This window comes from Micromonospora sediminicola (assembly GCF_900089585.1).
GTDB lineage: Bacteria > Actinomycetota > Actinomycetes > Mycobacteriales > Micromonosporaceae > Micromonospora > Micromonospora sediminicola.
Genome location: NZ_FLRH01000003.1, coordinates 2,032,680 through 2,051,684 on the forward strand (window position 1 = coordinate 2,032,680; position 19,005 = coordinate 2,051,684).

Consider the following 19,005-nt stretch of genomic DNA (forward strand, 5'->3'; position numbering starts at 1 on the left):
CGACTCTGACGGATACTCGCGGGTCGCGCTGTAACGCACGGCACGAAACCGCACTAGAAGCTTTAGAGGAAACCTACAAAGATCGGTGGCGATCATCGCCGCTCTGGGTGGTTTTCCGGCCCCCTGGGCTCCCTGTCTGGCTCGGGACGGGTGCGACTGCCGGTACCACCGGGTCCAGCCTACCCACCGTCAGCGCGACCTGGAGCGCGAAGGCGTCCCGTGGGGCGAGCGGCGAGAAGCCGGTCACCTCGGCGATCCGCTTGAGCCGGTAGCGCACCGTGTTCGGGTGCACGAACAGCGCCCGGGCGGCGCTCTCCAGCGTGCCGCCGGCGGCGAAGAACGCGTCCAGCGTCTCCAGCAGCTCGCCGCCGGAGCGGGCCAGCGTCGCGTACACGTCGTGCCGCAACCGGCGGCGGGCCTCGGCGTCGCCGGCCAGGGCCCGCTCGGGCAGCAGTTCGGCGGCGGCGACCGGGCACGGCGCGGTCGGCCAGGCCGGCGCGGCCCGGAACCCGGCCAGCGCGGCCCGGGCGGACTCGGTCGCCTCGTCCAGGCTGGGCACGGCCGGACCGACCACCACCGGCCCGTCACCGAACGCGGTCCGCAGCTTCTCGGTCGCCGCCAGCGGGTCGGCCGCCCCGCCGAGCACGATGACCAGGCGGTCGCCGTGCACCCCGCCGATCACCTCGACGCCGATGCGCCGGGCCTGCCGGTAGACGGTGTGCAGCACGGCCGCCACCTCACCGCCGGGCGAGCGGCCCACCGCCACCGCCACCGGCGGCGCGTCCGACCAGCCCAGCGCGGCGGCCCGGCTGGCCAGCACGTCCGGCGAGTCGCCCCGCAGCAGCGCGTCGACCAGCAACGCCTGGAGCCGGGCGTCCCAGGAGCCCCGGCTCTCGGCGGCGCGGGCGTAGACCCTGGCGGCGGCGAACGCGATCTCCCGCGAGAAGCGCAGCACCGCCTCCCGCAGCGACTGCTCCTCGCCCGGCACGGCCAGGTCCGACACCTGCTCCTCGACCACCTCGATGGTCACCTTGATCAGCGCCACGGTCTGTTGGAGGGTGATCGAGCGGGCGAGCGCCTGCGGCGCGGCGGCGAAGACCTCGTCCGAGACCTCCTGGGTGCGGTCGGTCGCGCCGCCGCCCTGGCGCAGCCACTGCACCAGTGACCGCACGCCGGCCTGGGCGACCAGCATGACCCAGGAGCGCTGGTCGGCCGGCAGTTCCCGGAACCAGGGCAGCGTCTCGTCCATCCGGGCCACGCTGGCGGTGGCCAGGCCACCCGCCGCCCGCTCGATGCGGCGCAGCGTCGCCGACGTCTCGGTCCCGCCCGATTCGCTCACCGCCCCAGCCTGACACGCCGTGACCAGCGGTTCCACTCCGAGGGCACGGGGCCGCCCCGGCCGGACGATCTCCACCGGTACGCGCTGACGATCTCGTCCGGCCGGGCCAGTACGGTGTCAGGGCGCGTCGGGGCGTTCCGTCCGGCGGGCGACGGCGAGATGGAGGAGACCGGGATGGCGCACGGGGAGGCCGAGCACGGCTGCGCCCAGGGCGAGCCCTGCCGGCCGGGTCACGAGCAGCCGGCGGCGGCCAAGCACCCGCGCCGGGCGGGCCTGACCCACACGGGTGAGCCCGCGGTCGGCCGGGGGCCCGAGCGCGCCGACGACGAGCCGGTGATGCCGCGTCAGCGCGCCGCCGAGCCGTCGCCGCACGCCGGCGATCCGACACCGGTGCCCAGCTGCCGCAGCGACCGGGCCGGCTGGGCCGGGGCCCACCGGCACGGCGCGGTGCGCCCGGGCAACCGCACGACGCGCCGGGAGCGGCCGCCGCGCCGCTGGTGCTGACCACGCGATCCCCGTCCGGCGGTTAGCGTGGGTGGGGTGAAGGCGATCGCGATCGACGCGTACGGGTCGGCCGACCTGCTGACCCCGCGCGAGCTGCCCACCCCGCCGGTCGGGCCGGACACGGTCCTGGTCCGGGTGCGGGCGGCCGGGGTGAACCCGGTCGACTGGAAGGTCCGCGAGGGGCACCTGGCGGGTGCCTTCCCGAGCCACTTCCCGCTGGTGCCGGGGTGGGACGCGGCCGGGGTGGTGGAGGCGGTCGGTCCGGCGGTGGCCGGGTTCGCCGTCGGCGACGAGGTGATCGGCTACGTCCGCCGCGACGACGTGCAGCACGGCACGTACGCCGAACTGGTCCCGGCCCCCGAGCGGTGCCTGGCCGACAAGCCGGTGCGGGCGTCCTGGCCGGAGGCGGCCGGGCTGCCGCTGGCGGGGCTCACCGCGTACCAGGCGTTGCAGTTGGCCCGCACGGGCGCCGGCGACACCGTGCTGGTGCACGGCGCGTCCGGTGGGGTGGGGCACCTCGCGGTGCAGGTGGCCCGGGCGCTCGGCGCGGACCGGGTGATCGGCACGGCGAGCGAGGCCAACCACGACTTCGTCCGGTCGCTGGGCGCGGAGCCGGTCGCCTACGGCGACGGCCTGCGGGACCGGGTCCGGGCGGTCGCGCCGGACGGGGTCGACGTGGTGCTGGACCTGTTCGGCGGCGACGCGCTCGACGTCTCCGCGGAGCTGATCGCCCGGCCGGCCCGGATGATCTCCACCGCCGATCCCGAGCACGTGACCAGGCTCGGCGGCACCTACCTCTTCGTGAAGCCGTCCGCGGCGGACCTGGCGGTGCTGGCCGGGTTGGTCGACGCGGGCCGGCTGACCGTGCACGTGGCCCGTACGCTCCCGCTGGCCGAGGCGGCCGAGGCGCACCGCCTCGTCGAGGCGGGGCACGTCCGGGGCAAGGTCGTGCTGACGGTCTGAGTCGACGCTCAGCGGGTGCGGCGACGCACCAGCAGCGCGATGCCGGCCAGCCCGGCCGTGATGACGACCACCACGCCGACGTTGAGCAGCAGCAGCCGCTGCAGCTCGCCGAGCGCGGTGTCGAGGTCCTGCACCGGGTCGAGCGCGTCCTCCGGCAGCACGCGCTCGCCGCCGCCGATGCCGCCGGAGAGCGTGTCGAACCGGGGCTCCAGCGGCACCCCGACCGAGCGCAGCGTCTCGGACATGTTGAGGCGCCCGAAGAACCAGCCGGCCCGGGGGCGGCTCAGGTCGGGCTGCTTGGCCGGCCGGTAGACCCGGGGCCCGCCCTTCGCCAGCGGGAAGAGGTCGAAGGTGTTCTTCGGGGTGCCGGCGACGAGCACCACCACCGTGTACTTCGGACCGAGGTCCTTGGCGGCGGGACCGCGCAGCTGACCGGTCGTGCCCAGCCACTTGACCTGGTCGACGATCAAGTTCACGTCGGCCGGGCGGGTGTCGGCCCGCAACCGGAGCGGCTGGTCGAGCCGGTCGCCGGTGATGTCCACCCCACCCGGGGCGAGCTTCGGCTTGGGTGCGGCCTGGGCCGCCGCCGGGCCGGCCAGGGCCAGCGAGCACACCAGTGCCACCGCCGCCCCGGTCAGGACGGTCAACACCCGTCTCACCTTCCGGACCATCGCCGCCTCCTCGCCCCGTTCGATGGCTGGCTTTCGCTGCGGGTCACACTGGACCTGTCCACCTCAAAGACTCCGCAGAACGTCGCCTGGTTGCAGCTGGTGGAAGAGTATTTGGAACTATCTGCGAGCTGAGACCGACCAATAGCCGGCCGATGATCAGCGGCCGGATCCTACCCGGATGGAGGGGCTCATGGGGGGCAGGGTTGTCCGTGTGGCGCGTACCTGGCTGGTGGTCCTCGGGGTGGCGGCGGGAGCGTCGCTGCTGCTGCCGGCCGCCCCGGCTTTCGCGCACAACTCCCTGACCGGCAGCGATCCGCAGAACGGGGCCCGGTTGGCCGCCGCGCCGAAGCGGATCGAGTTGCGGTTCCTGGCCACACCGAAGGAGGCCACGACGAAGGTCACCGTCACCGGGCCGGACAACGTGGTCGCCGCGGGCGGCGCGCCGACGTTCGCCGGCAAGCGGGTGAGCGTGCCGTTCAAGCCGGGCGCCGCGGGGCTCTACATCGTGACCTACCAGCTCGCCTCCGACGACGGACACCCGGTCAAGGGGGAGATCCGGTTCACCCTGACCACGGGCACGCCGGCCGAGCCGCCGTCGGCGAGCGCCGCGCCTGGCAGCGCCACGCCGACCACCGCGCCGGCATCCACCGCCGCCGGCTCGCCGTCCGCCGGCTCGCCGTCCGCGGCGAGCCCGTCCCCGGCCGCCGCCGGGGACGACGACGGGGGTACGGGCTGGCTCTGGACCGTCGTCCCGGTGGTGGTGCTGGGGCTGCTCCTGGTCGGAGCGCTCGTGCTGCGCCGTCGCGCCACCCGCCGCTGACCCGGGCGAGCACGCCGAACACGGTGCGTGACGGCCGCGGGAGAAGGACGAACGTGCGAGCGATATACCGCTGAGTCATATTTATGACTCAGCGGTATATCGCTCGCACCTGTATCGGCTCTCGGCCGCGACACGCCTGCGGACGACACGCCGGCCGGCTCCCCCACAGGCCCGCCGGGCCATGCCGCGGGATCGTGCGGCGTCGGGCCGCGCCGCCGGGCCAGCCGGGCAACGCCTGGGACACGCCGTGTCGCGCCGCGCCGCCGGGTCCGCCGGGACACGCCGTGTCAGGCCGCGCCGCCGGGTCCGCCGGGACACGCCGTGTCGGGCCGCGCCGCTGGGTCCACCCCGTCGGGCCGCGCCGCCGGGCCCGCCCCGCCGGAGGGCCCGGTCGGGGCGTCCGCGGAGCGACCGTCACGGGGCGACCGCGCCGGGCCGGGTCAGACCAGGCGTACCCGGGCGGCGCGCAGCCGGGTGAGCGTGCGGTCGCGGCCGAGCACCTCCAGGGACTCGAACAGCGGCAGCCCGACGGTGCGTCCGGTGACCGCGACCCGGACCGGCGCCTGTGCCTTGCCCAGCTTCAGCCCGCGCTCCGCGCCGACCGCCTCCAGCGTGGCCTTCAGCGACTCGGCGTCCCACGAGCCGAGCGCGTCGAACGCGGCGATCGCGGCGTCCAGCAGCTCGGCGGCGCCCTCCTTCATCGCCTTCGCCCAGGCCGCCTCGTCGATCAGCGGGTCGGCCAGGAAGAGGAAGTCGACGTTCGGCACGATCTCGCTGAGGACCGCGATCCGGGTCTGCGCCAGCGGGGCCACCGCGGCGAACGCGGCCGGGTCGAACTCGGCCGGCTGCCACGGCGGCGGGGCGATCGTGTCGGTGCCGGTGAGCCACGGCTGGCAGGCGGCGACGAAGTCCTCCAGCGGCAGCGCCCGGATGTACTCCCCGTTGAAGGCCCGCAGCTTCTTCTCGTCGAAGAAGGCGGGGGAGGGGTTGACCTCGTCGAGCCGGAACTCGTCCTCGATCACCGACCAGGGCACGATCTCCCGGTCGCCGGAGGGCGCCCAGCCGAGCAGCATCAGGTAGTTGCGCATCGCGTCGGCGAGGTAGCCCTCGTCCCGGTACGCCTCCAGGGCGACCTTGTCGCGCCGCTTGGACAGCTTCTGCCGCTTCTCGTTGACCACCACCGGCACGTGCGCCCAGATCGGCGGCTTGACCCCGAGCGCGTCCCAGAGCAACTGCTGCTTCGGGGTGTTGGGCAGGTGCTCCTCGGCCCGGATCACGTGGGTGATCCCCATGGTCATGTCGTCGACCACGTTGGCGAGCAGGAAGACCGGCGACCCGTCTCCACGGGCGATGACGAAGTCCTCGATCAGCTTGTTCTCGAACGTCGGCTCGCCCCGGATCAGGTCGACCACCACGGTCTCGCCCTCGTCCGGCGTACGGAAGCGCAGTGCCCGGCCCTCGCCCGGCCCCAGGCCGCGGTCCCGGCAGAAGCCGTCGTAGCCACGCTGCTGGGGGCCGGTACGCGCCTGCACGTCCTCGCGGGTGCAGTCGCAGTAGTAGGCCCGGCCGCCGTCGTACAGGCGCTGGGCGGCGGCACGGTGCTCGCCGGCGTAGGAGGACTGGAAGTACGGGCCCTCGTAGCTGCCCCGCGAGATGCCGATCCAGTCGAGCGCGGAGAGGATGCCCTCGGTCCACTCGGGCTTGTTGCGGGCCGCGTCGGTGTCCTCGACGCGGAGCACGAACACCCCGCCCTGCTGCTTGGCGAAGATCCAGTTCTGCAGCGCCGAGCGGGCGCCGCCGACGTGGAACATTCCGGTCGGGGAGGGGGCGAAGCGTACACGTACCGTCACGTCCCCCAGCCTACGGCGGGCCGCGACCGAGAAAGGAAGGGCCCCTTCTTAACGCCTCCGGAGGTGAAGGGGCCCCCTTTTAACACGCGCCAACAGGCGCGACGGCTGGCGGGCGTCACGGCACGGAGCGGATCTTCACCACCAGGGCGCTGCCGAGCAGGGTGACCGCCGCGGTCACCGCGTACAGCGTCGGGTAGCCGCCGAGGTGCACGACGATCGGCGCGGACAGCGCCGGACCGAGCACCTGTGGCGCCGAGTTGGCAATGTTGATCACGCCGAGGTCCTTGGCCCGGTCGGTGGCGGCCGGCAGCACCTGGGTGATCAACGCGGCGTCCACCGCCAGGTAGACGCCGTAGCCCGCGCCGAGCAGCAGCGCGGCCACGATCGCCATCGGCCAGACCGGCGCGACGGCGAGCAGCGTCGCCGCCACCGCCATGATCAGCCCGGACACGATCACGAAGACCTTGCGCCGGCCGGAGCGGTCGGAGAGTCGCCCGGCGACCACGGCGGTGAGCATCATGCCCAGCGTGTAGAGCAGGATCAGCACCAGCAGCGAGCCCTCGGGGTCGGCCACCCGCACCCCGTCGGTGAGGAAGTAGAGCAGGTAGAGCGTGCCGAGCGCGTTGCCGGTCTGCACCAGGAAGCGGGTGAACCAGGCCCAGGCGAAGTCGGGGTGGCGGCGCGGGCTGATCCACATCGAGGCGAGCAGGGCGCGCAGCCGCACCGGCGACCGGTGCTCCCGGGGCAGCGGGTCGTCCTGGGTGAGCAGCGCGAACGGCAGTGACAGCAGCAGCACGGCGAGCGCGATCGCCGCGTACCCGGCCGCGTTTCCGGTCACCACGGCGGTGACCAGCACCGCGCCCAGCACCAGGCCGAGCGCCTGCGGGATGCCCACCCAGCCCGAGACGCCGCCGCGCTGCGCCACCGGCACCCGGTCCGGGATCGCGGCGGTGAGGCTGGCCAGCATCGCGTTGAAGCAGACCTGCGCGGCCACCCAGGCCACCGCCACCCCGGCGATGCTGTCCTGCCGGGCCAGCAGCACCAGGGCGGCCGCGCCGACCACCGCGCCGGTCGCGGTCCAGACGTGCCGGCGGCCGAAGTGCCGGTTGGCCAGCCGCAGCGAGGTACGGTCCGACAGGGCCCCGGCGAGCGGGTTGGCCAGCACCGCGGCGAGCGCGCCGAGGCCGGTCACCACCGCCAGCATGGCCTCCTTGTCGCCCGGCGCGATCCGTTCCACCTGCTGCGGCAGCAGGACCTGGATCGGGGTGAAGAACGCCATCCAGACGCCCAGGTTGGCCGCGAAGATCAGCGCGATCCAGCTCCGCCGGACCGGCACCGTCGGCTCGGCGAGCGCCGCCGGCAGCGAGGCCGGCGTCGGGTTCACCGTGGTCATCGCCGCACCAGGTCACGGAACCAGGCGTACGACGACTTCGGCGTGCGCCGCTGGGTCGGGTAGTCGACGTGCACCAGGCCGAAGCGCTTGGTGAACCCCTCGGCCCACTCCCAGTTGTCCAGCAGCGACCAGACGAAGTACCCGGTCACCGGCACGCCCGCGCCGATCGCCTCGTGCACCGCGCGCACGTGCCCGTCCAGGTAGGCGATCCGCTCCGGGTCGTCCACCCGGCCCTGGGCGTCGGGCGCGTCGTCGTACGCGCACCCGCTCTCGGTGACCTGGATCTCCGGCAGCGCGTCGCCGTACCGGTCCCGTAGCTGGAGCAGCAGCTCACGCAGGCCGTCCGGGGCGACCGGCCAGTCGAACGCGGTACGCGGGTAACCGTCCAGCGGCACGATCTCGAACGGAAGCGGCGACCCTTCCTCGGGCGCGCGGATGCCCGTCGGGTTGTAGTAGTTCACGCCGAGCACCTCGATCGGCGCGGCGATGACGTCCAGGTCGCCGTCGCGGACCACGGTCGGGTCGACGCCGGGCGCGTCGGGGTAGCCGAGACCGAGCAGCGGGTCGGTGAAGAGCCGGTTGTGCAGCGCGTCGTACGCCGCGGCGGCCCGGTCGACGTCACTGTCCCCGGCCGGCCGCACCGGCGAGTAGTTGTTGGCGATCGCCACCGGGCTCGCGGTGCGGGCCCGCAGCGCGGCCACCGCGAGACCGTGCCCGAGGAGCTGGTGGTGCGCGACCGGGAAGGCGTCGAAGAGCAGCACCCGGCCCGGCGCGTGCACGCCCATGCCGTGTCCGAGGCTCATGTGGATGAACGGCTCGTTGAGGGTGATCCAGAGCTTCACCCGGTCGCCGAGGCGGGCCGCGGTCACGTCGGCGTACTCGGCGAAGCGGGCCGCGGTGTCCCGGTTCAGCCAGCCGCCGGCGTCCTCCAGTGCCTGCGGCAGGTCCCAGTGGAAGAGCGTGGCGACCGGGTCCACGCCGGCCGCGAGCAGACCGTCCACCAGCCGGTCGTAGAAGTCCAGCCCGGCCGTCAGGGCCGGACCGGCGCCGGTGGGCTGGATCCGGGGCCAGGAGATCGAGAACCGGTACGCGGACACCCCCAGCCCGGCCAGCAGCGCGGTGTCCTCGGCGTACCGGTGGTGGTGGTCGCACGCCTCGTCGCCGGTGCTGCCGTCGACGATCCGTCCGGGCTCGCGGGCGAACGTGTCCCAGATGGACGGCCCGCGACCGTCGACGGTGGTCGCCCCCTCGATCTGGTACGCGGAGGTGGACACCCCCCAGCGGAAGCCGGCGGGGAAGTCGGGCATCGGCGCGGTCGTCAAGTCACCCTCCCGAGACGTGAAGCGTGTTCGCGACTCTAGGGCTCCGACGACCGCCGCGCCATAGGCCGGAAAGCGTCGACGGCACAAGGGTTTCCGGCGTGTCTTCTCCGAACTCGTCCGCTTAAGTCCGATTTACACATAGAGTGCCGAATATCGCGGATGTGATTTAAGTGGGGGAAAGATACTCATGATCCTCGTGGAACGCAGCGCACACGTGGCGGCGCCGGTGGAAGTGGTCTGGGACGTCGTGCAGCGGGCCGAGCAGCTGCCGGCCTGGCTGGCGGGGGTCCGCGCGGCCGAGGTCCTCTCGGGGGAGGGATTCGGCCGGCGACAACTGGTCCAGGCCGGACGCGGCTCCGCGCACGAGGCCGAGGTGATCGCCTACCAGGAGCCGACCCTGATCGGCTGGCGCGAACGGGCCAAGGGCGCGGGCGCCCGGGCCGAGGCGCGCACCGAGATCTACGTCCAGCTGACCGCGGACGAGGAGGACGGTGGCACCGTCGTACGACTGATCGTCGTGCGGTGGCCCGCCGGCCCCGTCAAGGCCGCCCTGCTGCGGCTCGGCCTGCGCCGGGTCGGCGCCGACCTGGAGGACTCGCTGGCCCGGCTGACCGACCTGGCCGCCGTCGGCTGACCGAGCCCGTCCCGGCGTCGCCCGCGATGGTGATGGTCCGGCGTCCCCGCCAGGGACGCCGGACCATCGTCGTCTGTGCCCGAAGTGTTAAGAAGGGGCCCCTTCTCTACCGGAGGCGTTAAGAAGGGGCCCTTCCTTTCAGCTGTCGCCGCCGGTTTCGCCGACCGGGGCGGCAGTGACGTCGTCCAGCGCGTACTTGCGGGCGGCGTCGGCCGGCACGTGGGCCGGCACCGTGCCGCGCAGGGCGAGCTGGCGCAGCGTGGCGACCGCGATCGACTCGGCGTCGACGTGGAAGTGACGACGCAGCGCGTGCCGGGTGTCCGACATGCCGAAGCCGTCGGTGCCGAGCGAGGTGTAGTCACCGGGCACCCAGCGGGAGATCAGGTCCGGCACCGCGCGCATCCAGTCGCTGACCGCGACCTTCGGCCCGTCGGCGTCGGCCAGCTTCCGCGCGATGTACGGCACCCGCTGCTCCTCGCCCGGGTTGAGCAGGTTGTGCTCCTCGCACTGCACCGCGTCGCGGCGCAGCTCGGTCCAGGACGTCACCGACCACACGTCGGCGGACACGCCCCAGTCCTCGGCGAGCAGCTGCTGGGCCTTGAGCGCCCACTGCATGCCGGTGCCGGAGGCGAGGATGTTCGCCTTCGGCGCGTCGTCACGAACCTGCGGCGCCGGCGAGTAGCGGTAGATGCCCTTGAGGATGCCCTCGACGTCCACACCCTCCGGCTCGGCCGGCTGGAAGATCGGCTCGTTGTAGACGGTGAGGTAGTAGAAGACGTTCTCCTGCTCCTCGCCGTACATCCGGTGCAGGCCGTTCTCCATGATGTGCGCCAGCTCGAAGGCGAACGCCGCGTCGTAGGAGACCACCGCCGGGTTGGTGGCGGCGAGCAGCAGCGAGTGGCCGTCCTCGTGCTGGAGGCCCTCACCGTTGAGCGTGGTCCGGCCGGCGGTGGCGCCGAGCACGAAGCCCCGCGCCATCTGGTCCGCCGCCGCCCAGAACCCGTCGCCGGTGCGCTGGAAGCCGAACATCGAGTAGAAGATGTACAGCGGGATCATCGGCTCGCCGTGCGTGGCGTACGCCGTGCCGGCGGCGGTGAACGAGGCGACCGAACCGGCCTCGTTGATGCCCTCGTGCAGGATCTGCCCGGTGGTCGACTCCTTGTAGGACAGGAACAGCTCCCGGTCCACCGAGGTGTAGCGCTGGCCGTGCGGCGAGTAGATCTTCTGGGTCGGGAAGAGCGAGTCCATGCCGAAGGTGCGGGCCTCGTCCGGGATGATCGGCACCCAGCGCTTGCCGAACTCCTTGTCCTTCATGATGTCCTTGAGCAGGCGGACGAACGCCATCGTGGTGGCGACCTTCTGCTTGCCCGACCCGCGCTTGACGTCGGAGAACCGCTCGCTGCCCGGCACGGCCAGCGTCTTGCGCGCGGTGTTGCGCGTGGGCAGGTAGCCGCCGAGCTGCTGCCGTCGGTCCTTGAGGTAGGCGATCTCGTCCGACTTCTCGCCCGGCGTGTAGTACGGCGGGAGGTAGGGGTTCTCCTCCAGCTGCTTGTCCGGGATGTCCAGGTAGAGGCGGTCGCGGAAGAGCTTCAGGTCCTCCAGCGTCAGCTTCTTCATCTGGTGGGTGGCGTTACGGCCCTCGAAGTGCGAGCCCAGCGTCCAGCCCTTGATCGTCTTGGCGAGGATCACCGTCGGCTGGCCGGTGTGCTCCGTCGCCGCCTTGTAGGCCGCGTAGAGCTTGCGGTAGTCGTGACCGCCCCGCTTGAGGTTCCAGATCTCGTCGTCGGAGAGGTGCTCGACCATCTTGCGGGTGCGCGGGTCGCGGCCGAAGAAGTGCTCCCGCACGTACGCCCCGGACTCCGCCTTGTAGGTCTGGTAGTCACCGTCGGGCGTGGTGTTCATCAGGTTGACCAGCGCGCCGTCGGTGTCCGCCGCGAGCAGCGGGTCCCACTCGCGGCCCCAGACGACCTTGATGACGTTCCAGCCGGCGCCCCGGAAGAACGCCTCCAGCTCCTGCATGACCTTGCCGTTGCCGCGGACCGGTCCGTCCAGGCGCTGGAGGTTGCAGTTGATCACGAAGGTGAGGTTGTCCAGCTCCTCGCGGGCGGCCACGCCGATCGCGCCGAGCGACTCGACCTCGTCCATCTCACCGTCGCCGAGGAACGCCCAGACGTGCTGCTGGGAGGTGTCCTTGATGCCGCGGTGGTGCAGGTAGCGGTTGAACCGCGCCTGGTAGATCGCGTTCAGCGGGCCGAGGCCCATGGACACGGTGGGGAACTCCCAGAAGTCCGGCATCAGCCGCGGGTGCGGGTACGACGGCAGCCCGCCGCCGGGGTGCGACAGCTCCTGCCGGAAGCCGTCGAGCTGGCTCTCGCTGAGCCGGCCCTCCAGGAACGCCCGCGCGTACATGCCGGGGGAGGCGTGACCCTGGTAGAAGATCTGGTCACCACCGCCCGGGTGGTTCTTGCCCCGGAAGAAGTGGTTGAAGCCCACCTCGTAGAGCGACGCGGAGCTGGCGAACGTGGAGATGTGGCCGCCGACGCCGATCTCCGGCCGCTGCGCCCGGTGCACCAGCATGGCGGCGTTCCAGCGGATGTACGCCCGCAGCCGCCGCTCGATGTGCTCGTCACCCGGGAACCACGGCTCCCGCTCCGGCGCGATCGTGTTGATGTAGTCGGTGGTGGTCAGGGACGGCACCCCGACCTGGCGCTCGCGGGCCCGCTCCAGCAGGCGCAGCATGACGTACCGGGCGCGCTTGGTTCCGCGCTCGTCGATGACACCGTCGAGCGACTCGACCCATTCGCTGGTCTCTTCAGGGTCGATGTCCGGAAGCTGGCTCGGCAGACCAGCGGTGATCACCGGGCGCTTGCGTTCCGTAGCCACAGGCGTTCCCTCGGTTCTGTGTGGGATAGGTCTCTAGCGCCATCCTGCCCCCTCGTGGCGCTCGTCGTCACGTCTCCCTCCCCCAGACGCGACGCTGAACACAGGTACCCACCAGTAACTTTGTGCGATCACCGGATGCGCTAGCCGGGTCGCCGGTGGCGGTCCACGGCTACCCTGCCGGCATGCGGCGGGATCCGGTTCTGGTCGGCGGCGCGATGACGGCGCTGGGGGTGCTCGTGGCGCTCGTCGCCGCGGTGGGGTTGGCGCGGGAGATCGCGCGCACCCCGGAGTGGGGGCCGGAATGGATCTTCGTCCTGGGCGGTGGCGTGCTGCTGGTCCTCGGCGGCGTCGGCGAACTCCGGCACCAGCGCCGCTACCGGGAGGCGGCGGGCGGGGGCAGCGCCTTCGACTACGTCCCACCCGGCCCGCACGGCACGAGTGGGGAGATGCCCAGCTACGGCGACAGCGGCGGGGGCGGGGGCGGCGACTGCGGTGGCGCTGGTGGCGGCGGGAACTGAGCGGCTGCGGCAGAATGCGCCGTATGCGCAGTGAGGTGATCAGCGTCCGGACCGGGTCCCGGCCGACCGTCCGGGACATCACGGCCGAGGCCGAGCGGTTCGTCGCCGGGGCCGGCGACGGGCTGCTGCACGTCTTCGTGCCGCACGCCACGGCCGGGCTCGCGATCATCGAGACCGGCGCCGGGTCGGACGACGACCTGCTCCGGGCGCTCGACGACCTGCTGCCCACCGACGACCGGTGGCGGCACCGGCACGGCTCGCCCGGCCACGGCCGCGACCACGTGCTCCCGGCGTTCGTGCCGCCGTACGCGACGCTGCCGGTGCTCGACGGGCGGATCCAGCTCGGCACCTGGCAGTCGATCTGCCTGGTCGACCCGAACGGCGACAACCCGGACCGTCAGGTGCGCTTCTCGTTCCTCGCCGGCTGAGCGGCCGGGCCGGGCGCGCCCCTACCCGCCGGGGGAGCCGGGTGTCGATGCCGTGTGGGATCGAGGTGCGGCCGCGAGAGGCGGCGATGTCAGCCGAGCAGTCGGCGCAGCTCGCCCGGCGTGTGGCCGAGGTGGGCGCGGACCGTGCGGGTCAGGTGCGCCTGGTCGCTGAAGCCCAGCTCGCCGGCGAGGTCGGCCAGGCGTACGTCACCCTGCTCGATCCGGTCCAGCGCCCGGGCGACGCGCAGCCGGTTGCGGTAGCGGGTGAGCGGCACCCCGGTGCGGGCCTGGAACTCGCGGCTGAGCCGGTAGGGCGACACGTCGAGCGCCCGGGCCAGCGGGAGCAGCCCGGCGGCCTCCGGGGCGTCGTCGTGCAGCGCCGCCCGGGCCCGCTCCACCAGCCGCCGGCCCGGCCCGCCGCCGCCGGCGACCGGCGTGACGGCGCGCCCGACCAGCCGTACCAACCGCTCGGCGGCGGCGTTGTCGGGGTCGGCGGCGTCCCGCAGCAGGAGCCGGTGGGCCAGGTCCAGCCGGCCGTCCACGTGCACCGTGCCCGGCGCCGGCCGGTCGTCGAACAGCTCCCGCCACAGCCGCTCCGACAGGTGCACCGACGTGCACTCGTCGCCGCCGGCCGGGTGCGCGAACCGCTCCTCCTCGCCCGGGACCGTCAGGTAGGCCACCGTCGACCCGACCCACGTGGCTCCGTGGCGACCGGCCCGCCGGAAGGCGCCCCGCCGGGCCAGCACCAGGCCGTACGCGTCGGCCGGCTCGGGCGTGGACCAGCCGCGGTGGTCGTCCCGGCAGCGCACCACGGTGACCCGGAAGTCCGGTCGGGCCAGCAGCCGGGTGGCGGTACGCATGCGGGTCAGCGTAGGCCGCCGCGAGGACGGAAACGCCCCGCAAGGATCGACAAGACCGGGGACGGCCGGCCCGGCAGGGTGGCCGGCGTGACCACTTCGCACCGCCGACCCGCCGCCCTGCTCGTCGTGCTGCTCACCGGGCAGGCCATGGCCTCCATGGACACCTCGATCACGGCCGTGGCCGCGCCGGCGATCCGGGCCGACCTGGGTGGCTCCGCCGCCGTCCAGCAGCTCGTGCTGGCCGGCTACACGCTCACCTTCGCCGTGCTGGTGGTGATCGGCGCCCGCCTCGGCGCCCGGCACGGCGGCCCCCGCGTCTTCCTGTTCGGCCTGGCCGGTTTCACGCTCGCCTCGCTGGCCTGCGGCCTGGCTCCGACCCCCGTCACGCTGGTGCTCGCCCGCGTCGCCCAGGGCGCCGCGGGCGCGCTGATGGTGCCGCAGGTGCTCGCGCTCATCCGGGCCGCGCTGCCGGACGCGGCCCGGGCGCGCGCGATCGGGGCGTACTCGATGGTCCTCGCCCTCGGCGTCGCCGCCGGTCAGGTCCTCGGCGGGCTCCTCGTCACGCTCGACCTCGGCGGCCTCACCTGGCGGCTGGCGTTCCTGGTCAACGTGCCGGTCGGGGTGGCCCTCCAGATCGTCGGCCGGCGGGTGCTGGCCGGCCCACCGGCCGCGTCACCCCGGCGGGAACCGCTCGACCTGACCGGCGCGGCGCTGCTGGCCGCGGCGATGCTCACCCTCGTGCTGCCGCTGGTGTTGGACACGCCCACCGGGATCCGCGTCGCCGCGGTCGCCGCCGGTGCCGTCGGGCTGCGGCTCTTCCTCGGGTACGAGCGCAGGCGGGCCGGTCGCGGCGGCGCCCCGCTGCTGGACGTGACGGTGCTGCGCCATCCCGGGGTCCCGGCCGGGCTGCTCGCCTGCTGCGTGGTGATGGGCTGCTACGCGGGCTTCCTGTTCGTGTTCACCCTGCGGGCGCAGGACGCGCTGGGCCTCAGCCCGCTCGCCGCCGGGCTGGCGTTCCTCCCGTACGCCGCGGGTTTCGCCCTGTGCGGTCTGGCGGTCGCACGACTGCCGGAGGCGGCCCGCGCGGTCCTGCCGGTGGCCGGGCCGCCGGTGCTGGCCGCGGTGGCGGTGCTCCTCGCCGCGCTTTCCGCCCGGGGCTGGCCCTGGGTGGCCGGCGGCGCGTTGCTGCTGCTCGGCGGCGCGGCGCACGCGGCGGCGTTCAGCCCGCTGGTCACCCGGCTCACCGACGCGGTGCCGGCGGGCGCCGCCGCCGCCCTGTCCGCGCTCGTGTCCACCGGCACGCTGCTCGCCGCCGTGCTCGGGGTGACCGTGGTCGGCGGCGTCCATCTGGCGCTGACCGCGGCCGACCTGCGGGGGGCCGCGCTGGCCCTGCCGCCGGCGGTCGTCACCGCCGGGTTGCTGCTGGCCGGCACGGTAGCCGCCCGGCGGGCGCTCCGGCCCGCCCGACCGGTCGCGCCGGAGCATATAGTGGAGCAGGTCAATTGTTGATCGGTCACGTACGATCGAGGCATGGAGTCGCCGTCCCCCGACGATCGACCCGGCCTGGCCGGGGACACGGTGCGCCGGATCCTGCACGTCGCCGCCGCGCTGCGGCACCACCAGGATGAGGCGGTCGCCGCGCTGGGGCTCACCCCGGCGGCCGCCCGGGCCCTGCACGAGCTGGACCCGGACCATCCGCTGCCGGCCCGCGACCTCGCCGAGCAGTTGGGCTGCGACCGGTCCAACGTCACCGGTCTGGCCGACCGGCTGGAGCAGGCCGGGCTGGTCGAGCGGCGGGTCGACCCCACCGACCGGCGGCAGAAGACGCTGGTGGTCACCGGGCACGGACGCGAGGTCCGCGAGCGGGTGGGGCGGGTGATGTCGGACTCCCGACTCCTCGACGGGCTGACCACCGCCGAGCTGGCCGCCCTGCGTGAGCTGGTCTGGAAGGTCTCCGACGGCGGCTGCCCGGAGGAGTGCGGCGAGGTCTGAGCCACACCGGGCGGAACGTGTCCGACTGGGCGCGGCGGGCGTGAGTCGGTAATGCTGTCCGACGTGACCACCCCGCACGATCTCGACGACCGGCTCCGCACCGACCTGGCCGCGCTCGGCGCGCCGGAGCGGCGGCGTGACCTGGCCGAGCCGCTGCCGGACGGCGGGCCGCTGACCGGGGCCCAGCTGTTGGCCCTGTTCGACGCGCAGCTCACCAGTCGGCTGCTCGACCTGGCCGGGCGCTGGCTGCGCGGCTTCGGCGAGGGGTACTACACGATCGGCTCGGCGGGTCACGAGGGCAACGCCGCGGTCGCCGCCGCGCTCCGGCCGACCGACCCGGCGTTGCTGCACTACCGCTCCGGCGCGTTCTACTGCCTGCGGGCCGCCCAGTCGGCCGGCGACTTCCCGCCCGGCCCGCCGCCCCCGCCCCCCGACGCGCCGCCCTCGGACGATTCGGCGGCGCCCCTCCCCGACGGCTCGCCCGACTCCACGTCTACCGGTTCCCGGGATGAGCTTCCCGAATCGCGGGAGATGTCTGGATCTGGGAACGAAGGGGCCTCCATGGGGGCCACGTCCCTCCACGATCCGGATCCGGCGGCCGGCACCCGTCTGCGGGGCGCTCGGCCGGGTGTCGAGGGGATCGAACCGTCGGCCGAGGCGGTGCGGCTCCCGCCCGGAGCCGGCGTGACCGTGGACGCGGACGGCGACGCGACGGTCGGCGTGACGCCGGCCCGGGGTGGTGACGCGAGGGGCGGCGTGACCGTGGACGCGGCCGGCGACGCGACGGCCGGCGTACCCGATCTGCCCCCGCCGGCCCCCGACGACGCCTACGCGGACGCGGCGCGCGACGTGCTGCGCGGAATGGCCGCCTCGGCCGCGGAACCGATCGCCGGCGGCCGGCACAAGGTCTTCGGCCGGGCCGACCTCGCGGTCGTGCCGACCACCTCCACGATCGCCTCGCACCTGCCCCGGGCGATCGGCCTGGCCCTGGCGCTGGAGCGGCCGCGCCCGGGCGGCCCGCGCGCCGACGGCGAGCCGGCGGTGACGTCCTGGCCGGCGGACGCGGTGGTGGTCTGCTCGTTCGGCGACGCCTCGGTCAACCACGCCAGCGCCACCGCCGCGTTCAACACCGCCGGCTGGTACGACCACTCCGACCTGCGGGTCCCGGTCCTGTTCGTGTGCGAGGACAACGGGCTCGGCATCAGCGTGCGCTCGCCCGAGGGATGGGTGGCGGCCACGCTGCGGTCCCGGCCCGGCATCCGCTACTTCGCCGCCGACGGGACGGACGTGGTGGAGAGCCACCGGGTGGCGGCCGAGGCGGCGGACTGGGTGCGCCGGCACCGCCGGCCCGCCGTGCTGCACCTGGACACGGTCCGGTTGATGGGGCACGCCGGCGCGGACGCGGAGACCGCGTACCGGAGTCCCGCCGAGATCGCCGCCGACGCGGCCCGGGACCCGCTGCTGGCCACCGCGCGGCGGCTGGTGGAGGCCGGGTACGCCGGCGGCGAGGATCTGCTCGCCCGGTACGACGAGCGGGGCTGGCAGCTGCGCCGGATCGCCGAGGAGGTGCTCGACGAGCCGAAGCTGGCCTCCCCGGTCGAGGTGGTGGCGGAGTTGGCGCCGCGCCGGCCGGCGCGGGTGTCCCGGGCGGTCGCCGAGGCGGCGGCCCGGGCGGTGGGTCCGGGCGCCGCCGCCCGGGCGGCGGCGTTCGGCGGCAAGCCGCCGGAGCTGACCGGGCCGCTGACGCTGGCGCAGAGCATCAACGCGGCGTTGGCCGACGGCCTGCTCGACGACCCCGGGATGGCCGTCTTCGGCGAGGACGTCGCCGTCAAGGGCGGGGTGTACGGGGTCACCAAGGGGCTGCGGGACCGGTTCGGCGCGGCCCGGGTGTTCGACACGCTGCTCGACGAGACCTCGATCCTCGGGCTCGGGCTGGGCGCCGGGCTGGCCGGCATGCTGCCGGTGCCGGAGATCCAGTACCTGGCGTACCTGCACAACGCCGAGGACCAGCTGCGGGGCGAGGCGGCCAGCATGCGCTTCTTCTCCCGGGGCGCGTTCCGCAACCCGATGGTGGTGCGGGTGGCCGGCCTGGCCTACCAGGAGGGCTTCGGCGGGCACTTCCACAACGACAACTCGGTGGCGGTGCTGCGCGACGTGCCTGGGCTGGTGATCGCGGTGCCGGCCCGGCCGGACGACGCCGCGCCGATGCTGCGGACCTGCCTGGCGGCGGCGCGGGTGGACGGCAGCGTGTGCATCTTCCTGGAGCCGATCGCGCTCTACCACGCCCGCGACCTCTACGCCGAGGGCGACGGCGAGTGGACCGCCGGGTACGCCGAGCCGGGCGCCTGGGCCGACCGGCACGTGCCGGTCGGCCGGGCCCGGGTGTACGGGGTCGGCTCGGCCGAGGACCTCACCGTCATCACCTTCGGTAACGGCGTGCGGATGTCGCTGCGCGCCGCGGCCACCCTGGCCGACGAGGGGATCGGCACCCGGGTGGTGGACCTGCGGTGGCTCGCCCCGCTGCCGGTGGCGGACATCATCCGGGAGGCCTCCGCGACCGGCCGGGTGCTGGTGGTGGACGAGACGCGGCGCTCCGGCGGGGTGGGCGAGGGGGTGCTGGCCGCGCTGGTCGACACCGGCTACGTGGGGGCGGCGCGCCGGGTGGCGGCACTTGACTCGTTTGTACCATTAGGTCCGGCTGCCCGTCAGGTTCTGGTCTCGGAGGAGGCCATCACCCAGGGTGCCCGTACGCTGCTGGCACGGTAAATTCCGTTCCACCCGGTGCGCCACTTGCGCGGCGAGCCGCAACTGTGTGGACTGGGCGCGAC

At 74.1% G+C, this 19,005-nt stretch carries 16 protein-coding genes; 9 read left to right on the forward strand and 7 right to left on the reverse strand.

Features of this window, described 5'->3' with window-relative positions; all coding sequences use genetic code 11:
• Positions 1 to 73: 73 nt before the first annotated feature.
• Positions 74 to 1,414, reverse strand: a complete 1,341-nt coding sequence (locus GA0070622_RS10225; RefSeq protein WP_369700209.1) for a PucR family transcriptional regulator — start codon at positions 1,412 to 1,414, stop codon at positions 74 to 76.
• 99 nt (positions 1,415 to 1,513) lie between these two features.
• On the opposite strand from GA0070622_RS10225, the gene GA0070622_RS10230 reads away from it, so the two are divergent.
• Positions 1,514 to 1,843 carry a hypothetical protein gene (locus GA0070622_RS10230; protein WP_091577112.1) on the forward strand — a complete coding sequence of 110 codons (330 nt, stop codon included), beginning with the start codon at positions 1,514 to 1,516 and terminating at the stop codon, positions 1,841 to 1,843.
• 36 nt (positions 1,844 to 1,879) lie between these two features.
• A complete protein-coding gene (locus tag GA0070622_RS10235; RefSeq protein ID WP_091572577.1) occupies positions 1,880 to 2,806 on the forward strand; it encodes an NADP-dependent oxidoreductase in 927 nt (308 codons plus the stop codon).
• Positions 2,807 to 2,814: 8 nt separating this feature from the next.
• Here the strand turns inward: GA0070622_RS10235 and GA0070622_RS10240 are convergent, their stop codons facing one another.
• The gene (locus GA0070622_RS10240) at positions 2,815 to 3,477 is read right to left on the reverse strand and encodes a hypothetical protein (protein WP_091572581.1); all 663 of its coding nucleotides are present in this window, start codon (positions 3,475 to 3,477) and stop codon (positions 2,815 to 2,817) included.
• A 211-nt stretch (positions 3,478 to 3,688) separates the two neighbouring features.
• On the opposite strand from GA0070622_RS10240, the gene GA0070622_RS10245 reads away from it, so the two are divergent.
• The gene (locus GA0070622_RS10245) at positions 3,689 to 4,297 is read left to right on the forward strand and encodes a copper resistance CopC family protein (protein ID WP_245666169.1); all 609 of its coding nucleotides are present in this window, start codon (positions 3,689 to 3,691) and stop codon (positions 4,295 to 4,297) included.
• Positions 4,298 to 4,737: 440 nt separating this feature from the next.
• Here the strand turns inward: GA0070622_RS10245 and gltX are convergent, their stop codons facing one another.
• The 3 genes from gltX to GA0070622_RS10260 form a co-directional block, all read right to left on the reverse strand.
• On the reverse strand, positions 4,738 to 6,147 hold the full coding sequence (gene gltX / locus GA0070622_RS10250; RefSeq protein ID WP_091572589.1) for a glutamate--tRNA ligase: 1,410 nt from the start codon (positions 6,145 to 6,147) through the stop codon (positions 4,738 to 4,740).
• Positions 6,148 to 6,262: 115 nt separating this feature from the next.
• Positions 6,263 to 7,540: an MFS transporter gene (locus GA0070622_RS10255; RefSeq protein ID WP_091572592.1), complete on the reverse strand. Its 1,278-nt coding sequence runs from the start codon at positions 7,538 to 7,540 to the stop codon at positions 6,263 to 6,265.
• Positions 7,537 to 8,847 carry a GH1 family beta-glucosidase gene (locus GA0070622_RS10260; protein WP_091572596.1) on the reverse strand — a complete coding sequence of 437 codons (1,311 nt, stop codon included), beginning with the start codon at positions 8,845 to 8,847 and terminating at the stop codon, positions 7,537 to 7,539. Before GA0070622_RS10260 ends, GA0070622_RS10255 begins: the two co-directional genes overlap by 4 nt.
• 202 nt (positions 8,848 to 9,049) lie before the next feature.
• Here GA0070622_RS10260 and GA0070622_RS10265 point away from each other — a divergent pair, with 202 nt between their 5' ends.
• Positions 9,050 to 9,496, forward strand: coding sequence for an SRPBCC family protein (locus GA0070622_RS10265; protein ID WP_091572600.1), 447 nt, complete (start codon positions 9,050 to 9,052; stop codon positions 9,494 to 9,496).
• 138 nt (positions 9,497 to 9,634) lie between these two features.
• Here the strand turns inward: GA0070622_RS10265 and aceE are convergent, their stop codons facing one another.
• Positions 9,635 to 12,379 carry a pyruvate dehydrogenase (acetyl-transferring), homodimeric type gene (aceE, locus tag GA0070622_RS10270; RefSeq protein ID WP_091572604.1) on the reverse strand — a complete coding sequence of 915 codons (2,745 nt, stop codon included), beginning with the start codon at positions 12,377 to 12,379 and terminating at the stop codon, positions 9,635 to 9,637.
• A 182-nt stretch (positions 12,380 to 12,561) separates the two neighbouring features.
• Between aceE and GA0070622_RS10275 the strand changes: the two genes are divergently transcribed.
• Together GA0070622_RS10275 and GA0070622_RS10280 are read left to right on the forward strand one after the other, a co-directional pair.
• Positions 12,562 to 12,897 carry a hypothetical protein gene (locus GA0070622_RS10275; RefSeq protein ID WP_141684544.1) on the forward strand — a complete coding sequence of 112 codons (336 nt, stop codon included), beginning with the start codon at positions 12,562 to 12,564 and terminating at the stop codon, positions 12,895 to 12,897.
• A gap of 23 nt (positions 12,898 to 12,920) precedes the next feature.
• Entirely contained in the window at positions 12,921 to 13,325 is a 405-nt protein-coding gene (locus tag GA0070622_RS10280) for a YjbQ family protein (RefSeq protein ID WP_176558923.1), read from the forward strand.
• Positions 13,326 to 13,414: 89 nt separating this feature from the next.
• Here the strand turns inward: GA0070622_RS10280 and GA0070622_RS10285 are convergent, their stop codons facing one another.
• Positions 13,415 to 14,185: an AraC family transcriptional regulator gene (locus GA0070622_RS10285; RefSeq protein WP_091572617.1), complete on the reverse strand. Its 771-nt coding sequence runs from the start codon at positions 14,183 to 14,185 to the stop codon at positions 13,415 to 13,417.
• Between the two features lie 87 nt (positions 14,186 to 14,272).
• Here GA0070622_RS10285 and GA0070622_RS10290 point away from each other — a divergent pair, with 87 nt between their 5' ends.
• The 3 genes from GA0070622_RS10290 to GA0070622_RS10300 are packed head-to-tail and all read left to right on the forward strand — an operon-like array spanning position 14,273 to position 18,943.
• Positions 14,273 to 15,694, forward strand: a complete 1,422-nt coding sequence (locus GA0070622_RS10290; RefSeq protein WP_218060572.1) for an MFS transporter — start codon at positions 14,273 to 14,275, stop codon at positions 15,692 to 15,694.
• A gap of 21 nt (positions 15,695 to 15,715) precedes the next feature.
• Complete coding sequence (locus GA0070622_RS10295; protein ID WP_091572621.1) at positions 15,716 to 16,177, forward strand: MarR family winged helix-turn-helix transcriptional regulator; 462 nt, start codon at positions 15,716 to 15,718, stop codon at positions 16,175 to 16,177.
• Between the two features lie 51 nt (positions 16,178 to 16,228).
• Complete coding sequence (locus GA0070622_RS10300) at positions 16,229 to 18,943, forward strand: thiamine pyrophosphate-dependent enzyme (RefSeq protein WP_091572624.1); 2,715 nt, start codon at positions 16,229 to 16,231, stop codon at positions 18,941 to 18,943.
• The last annotated feature ends 62 nt before the right edge of the window (positions 18,944 to 19,005 follow it).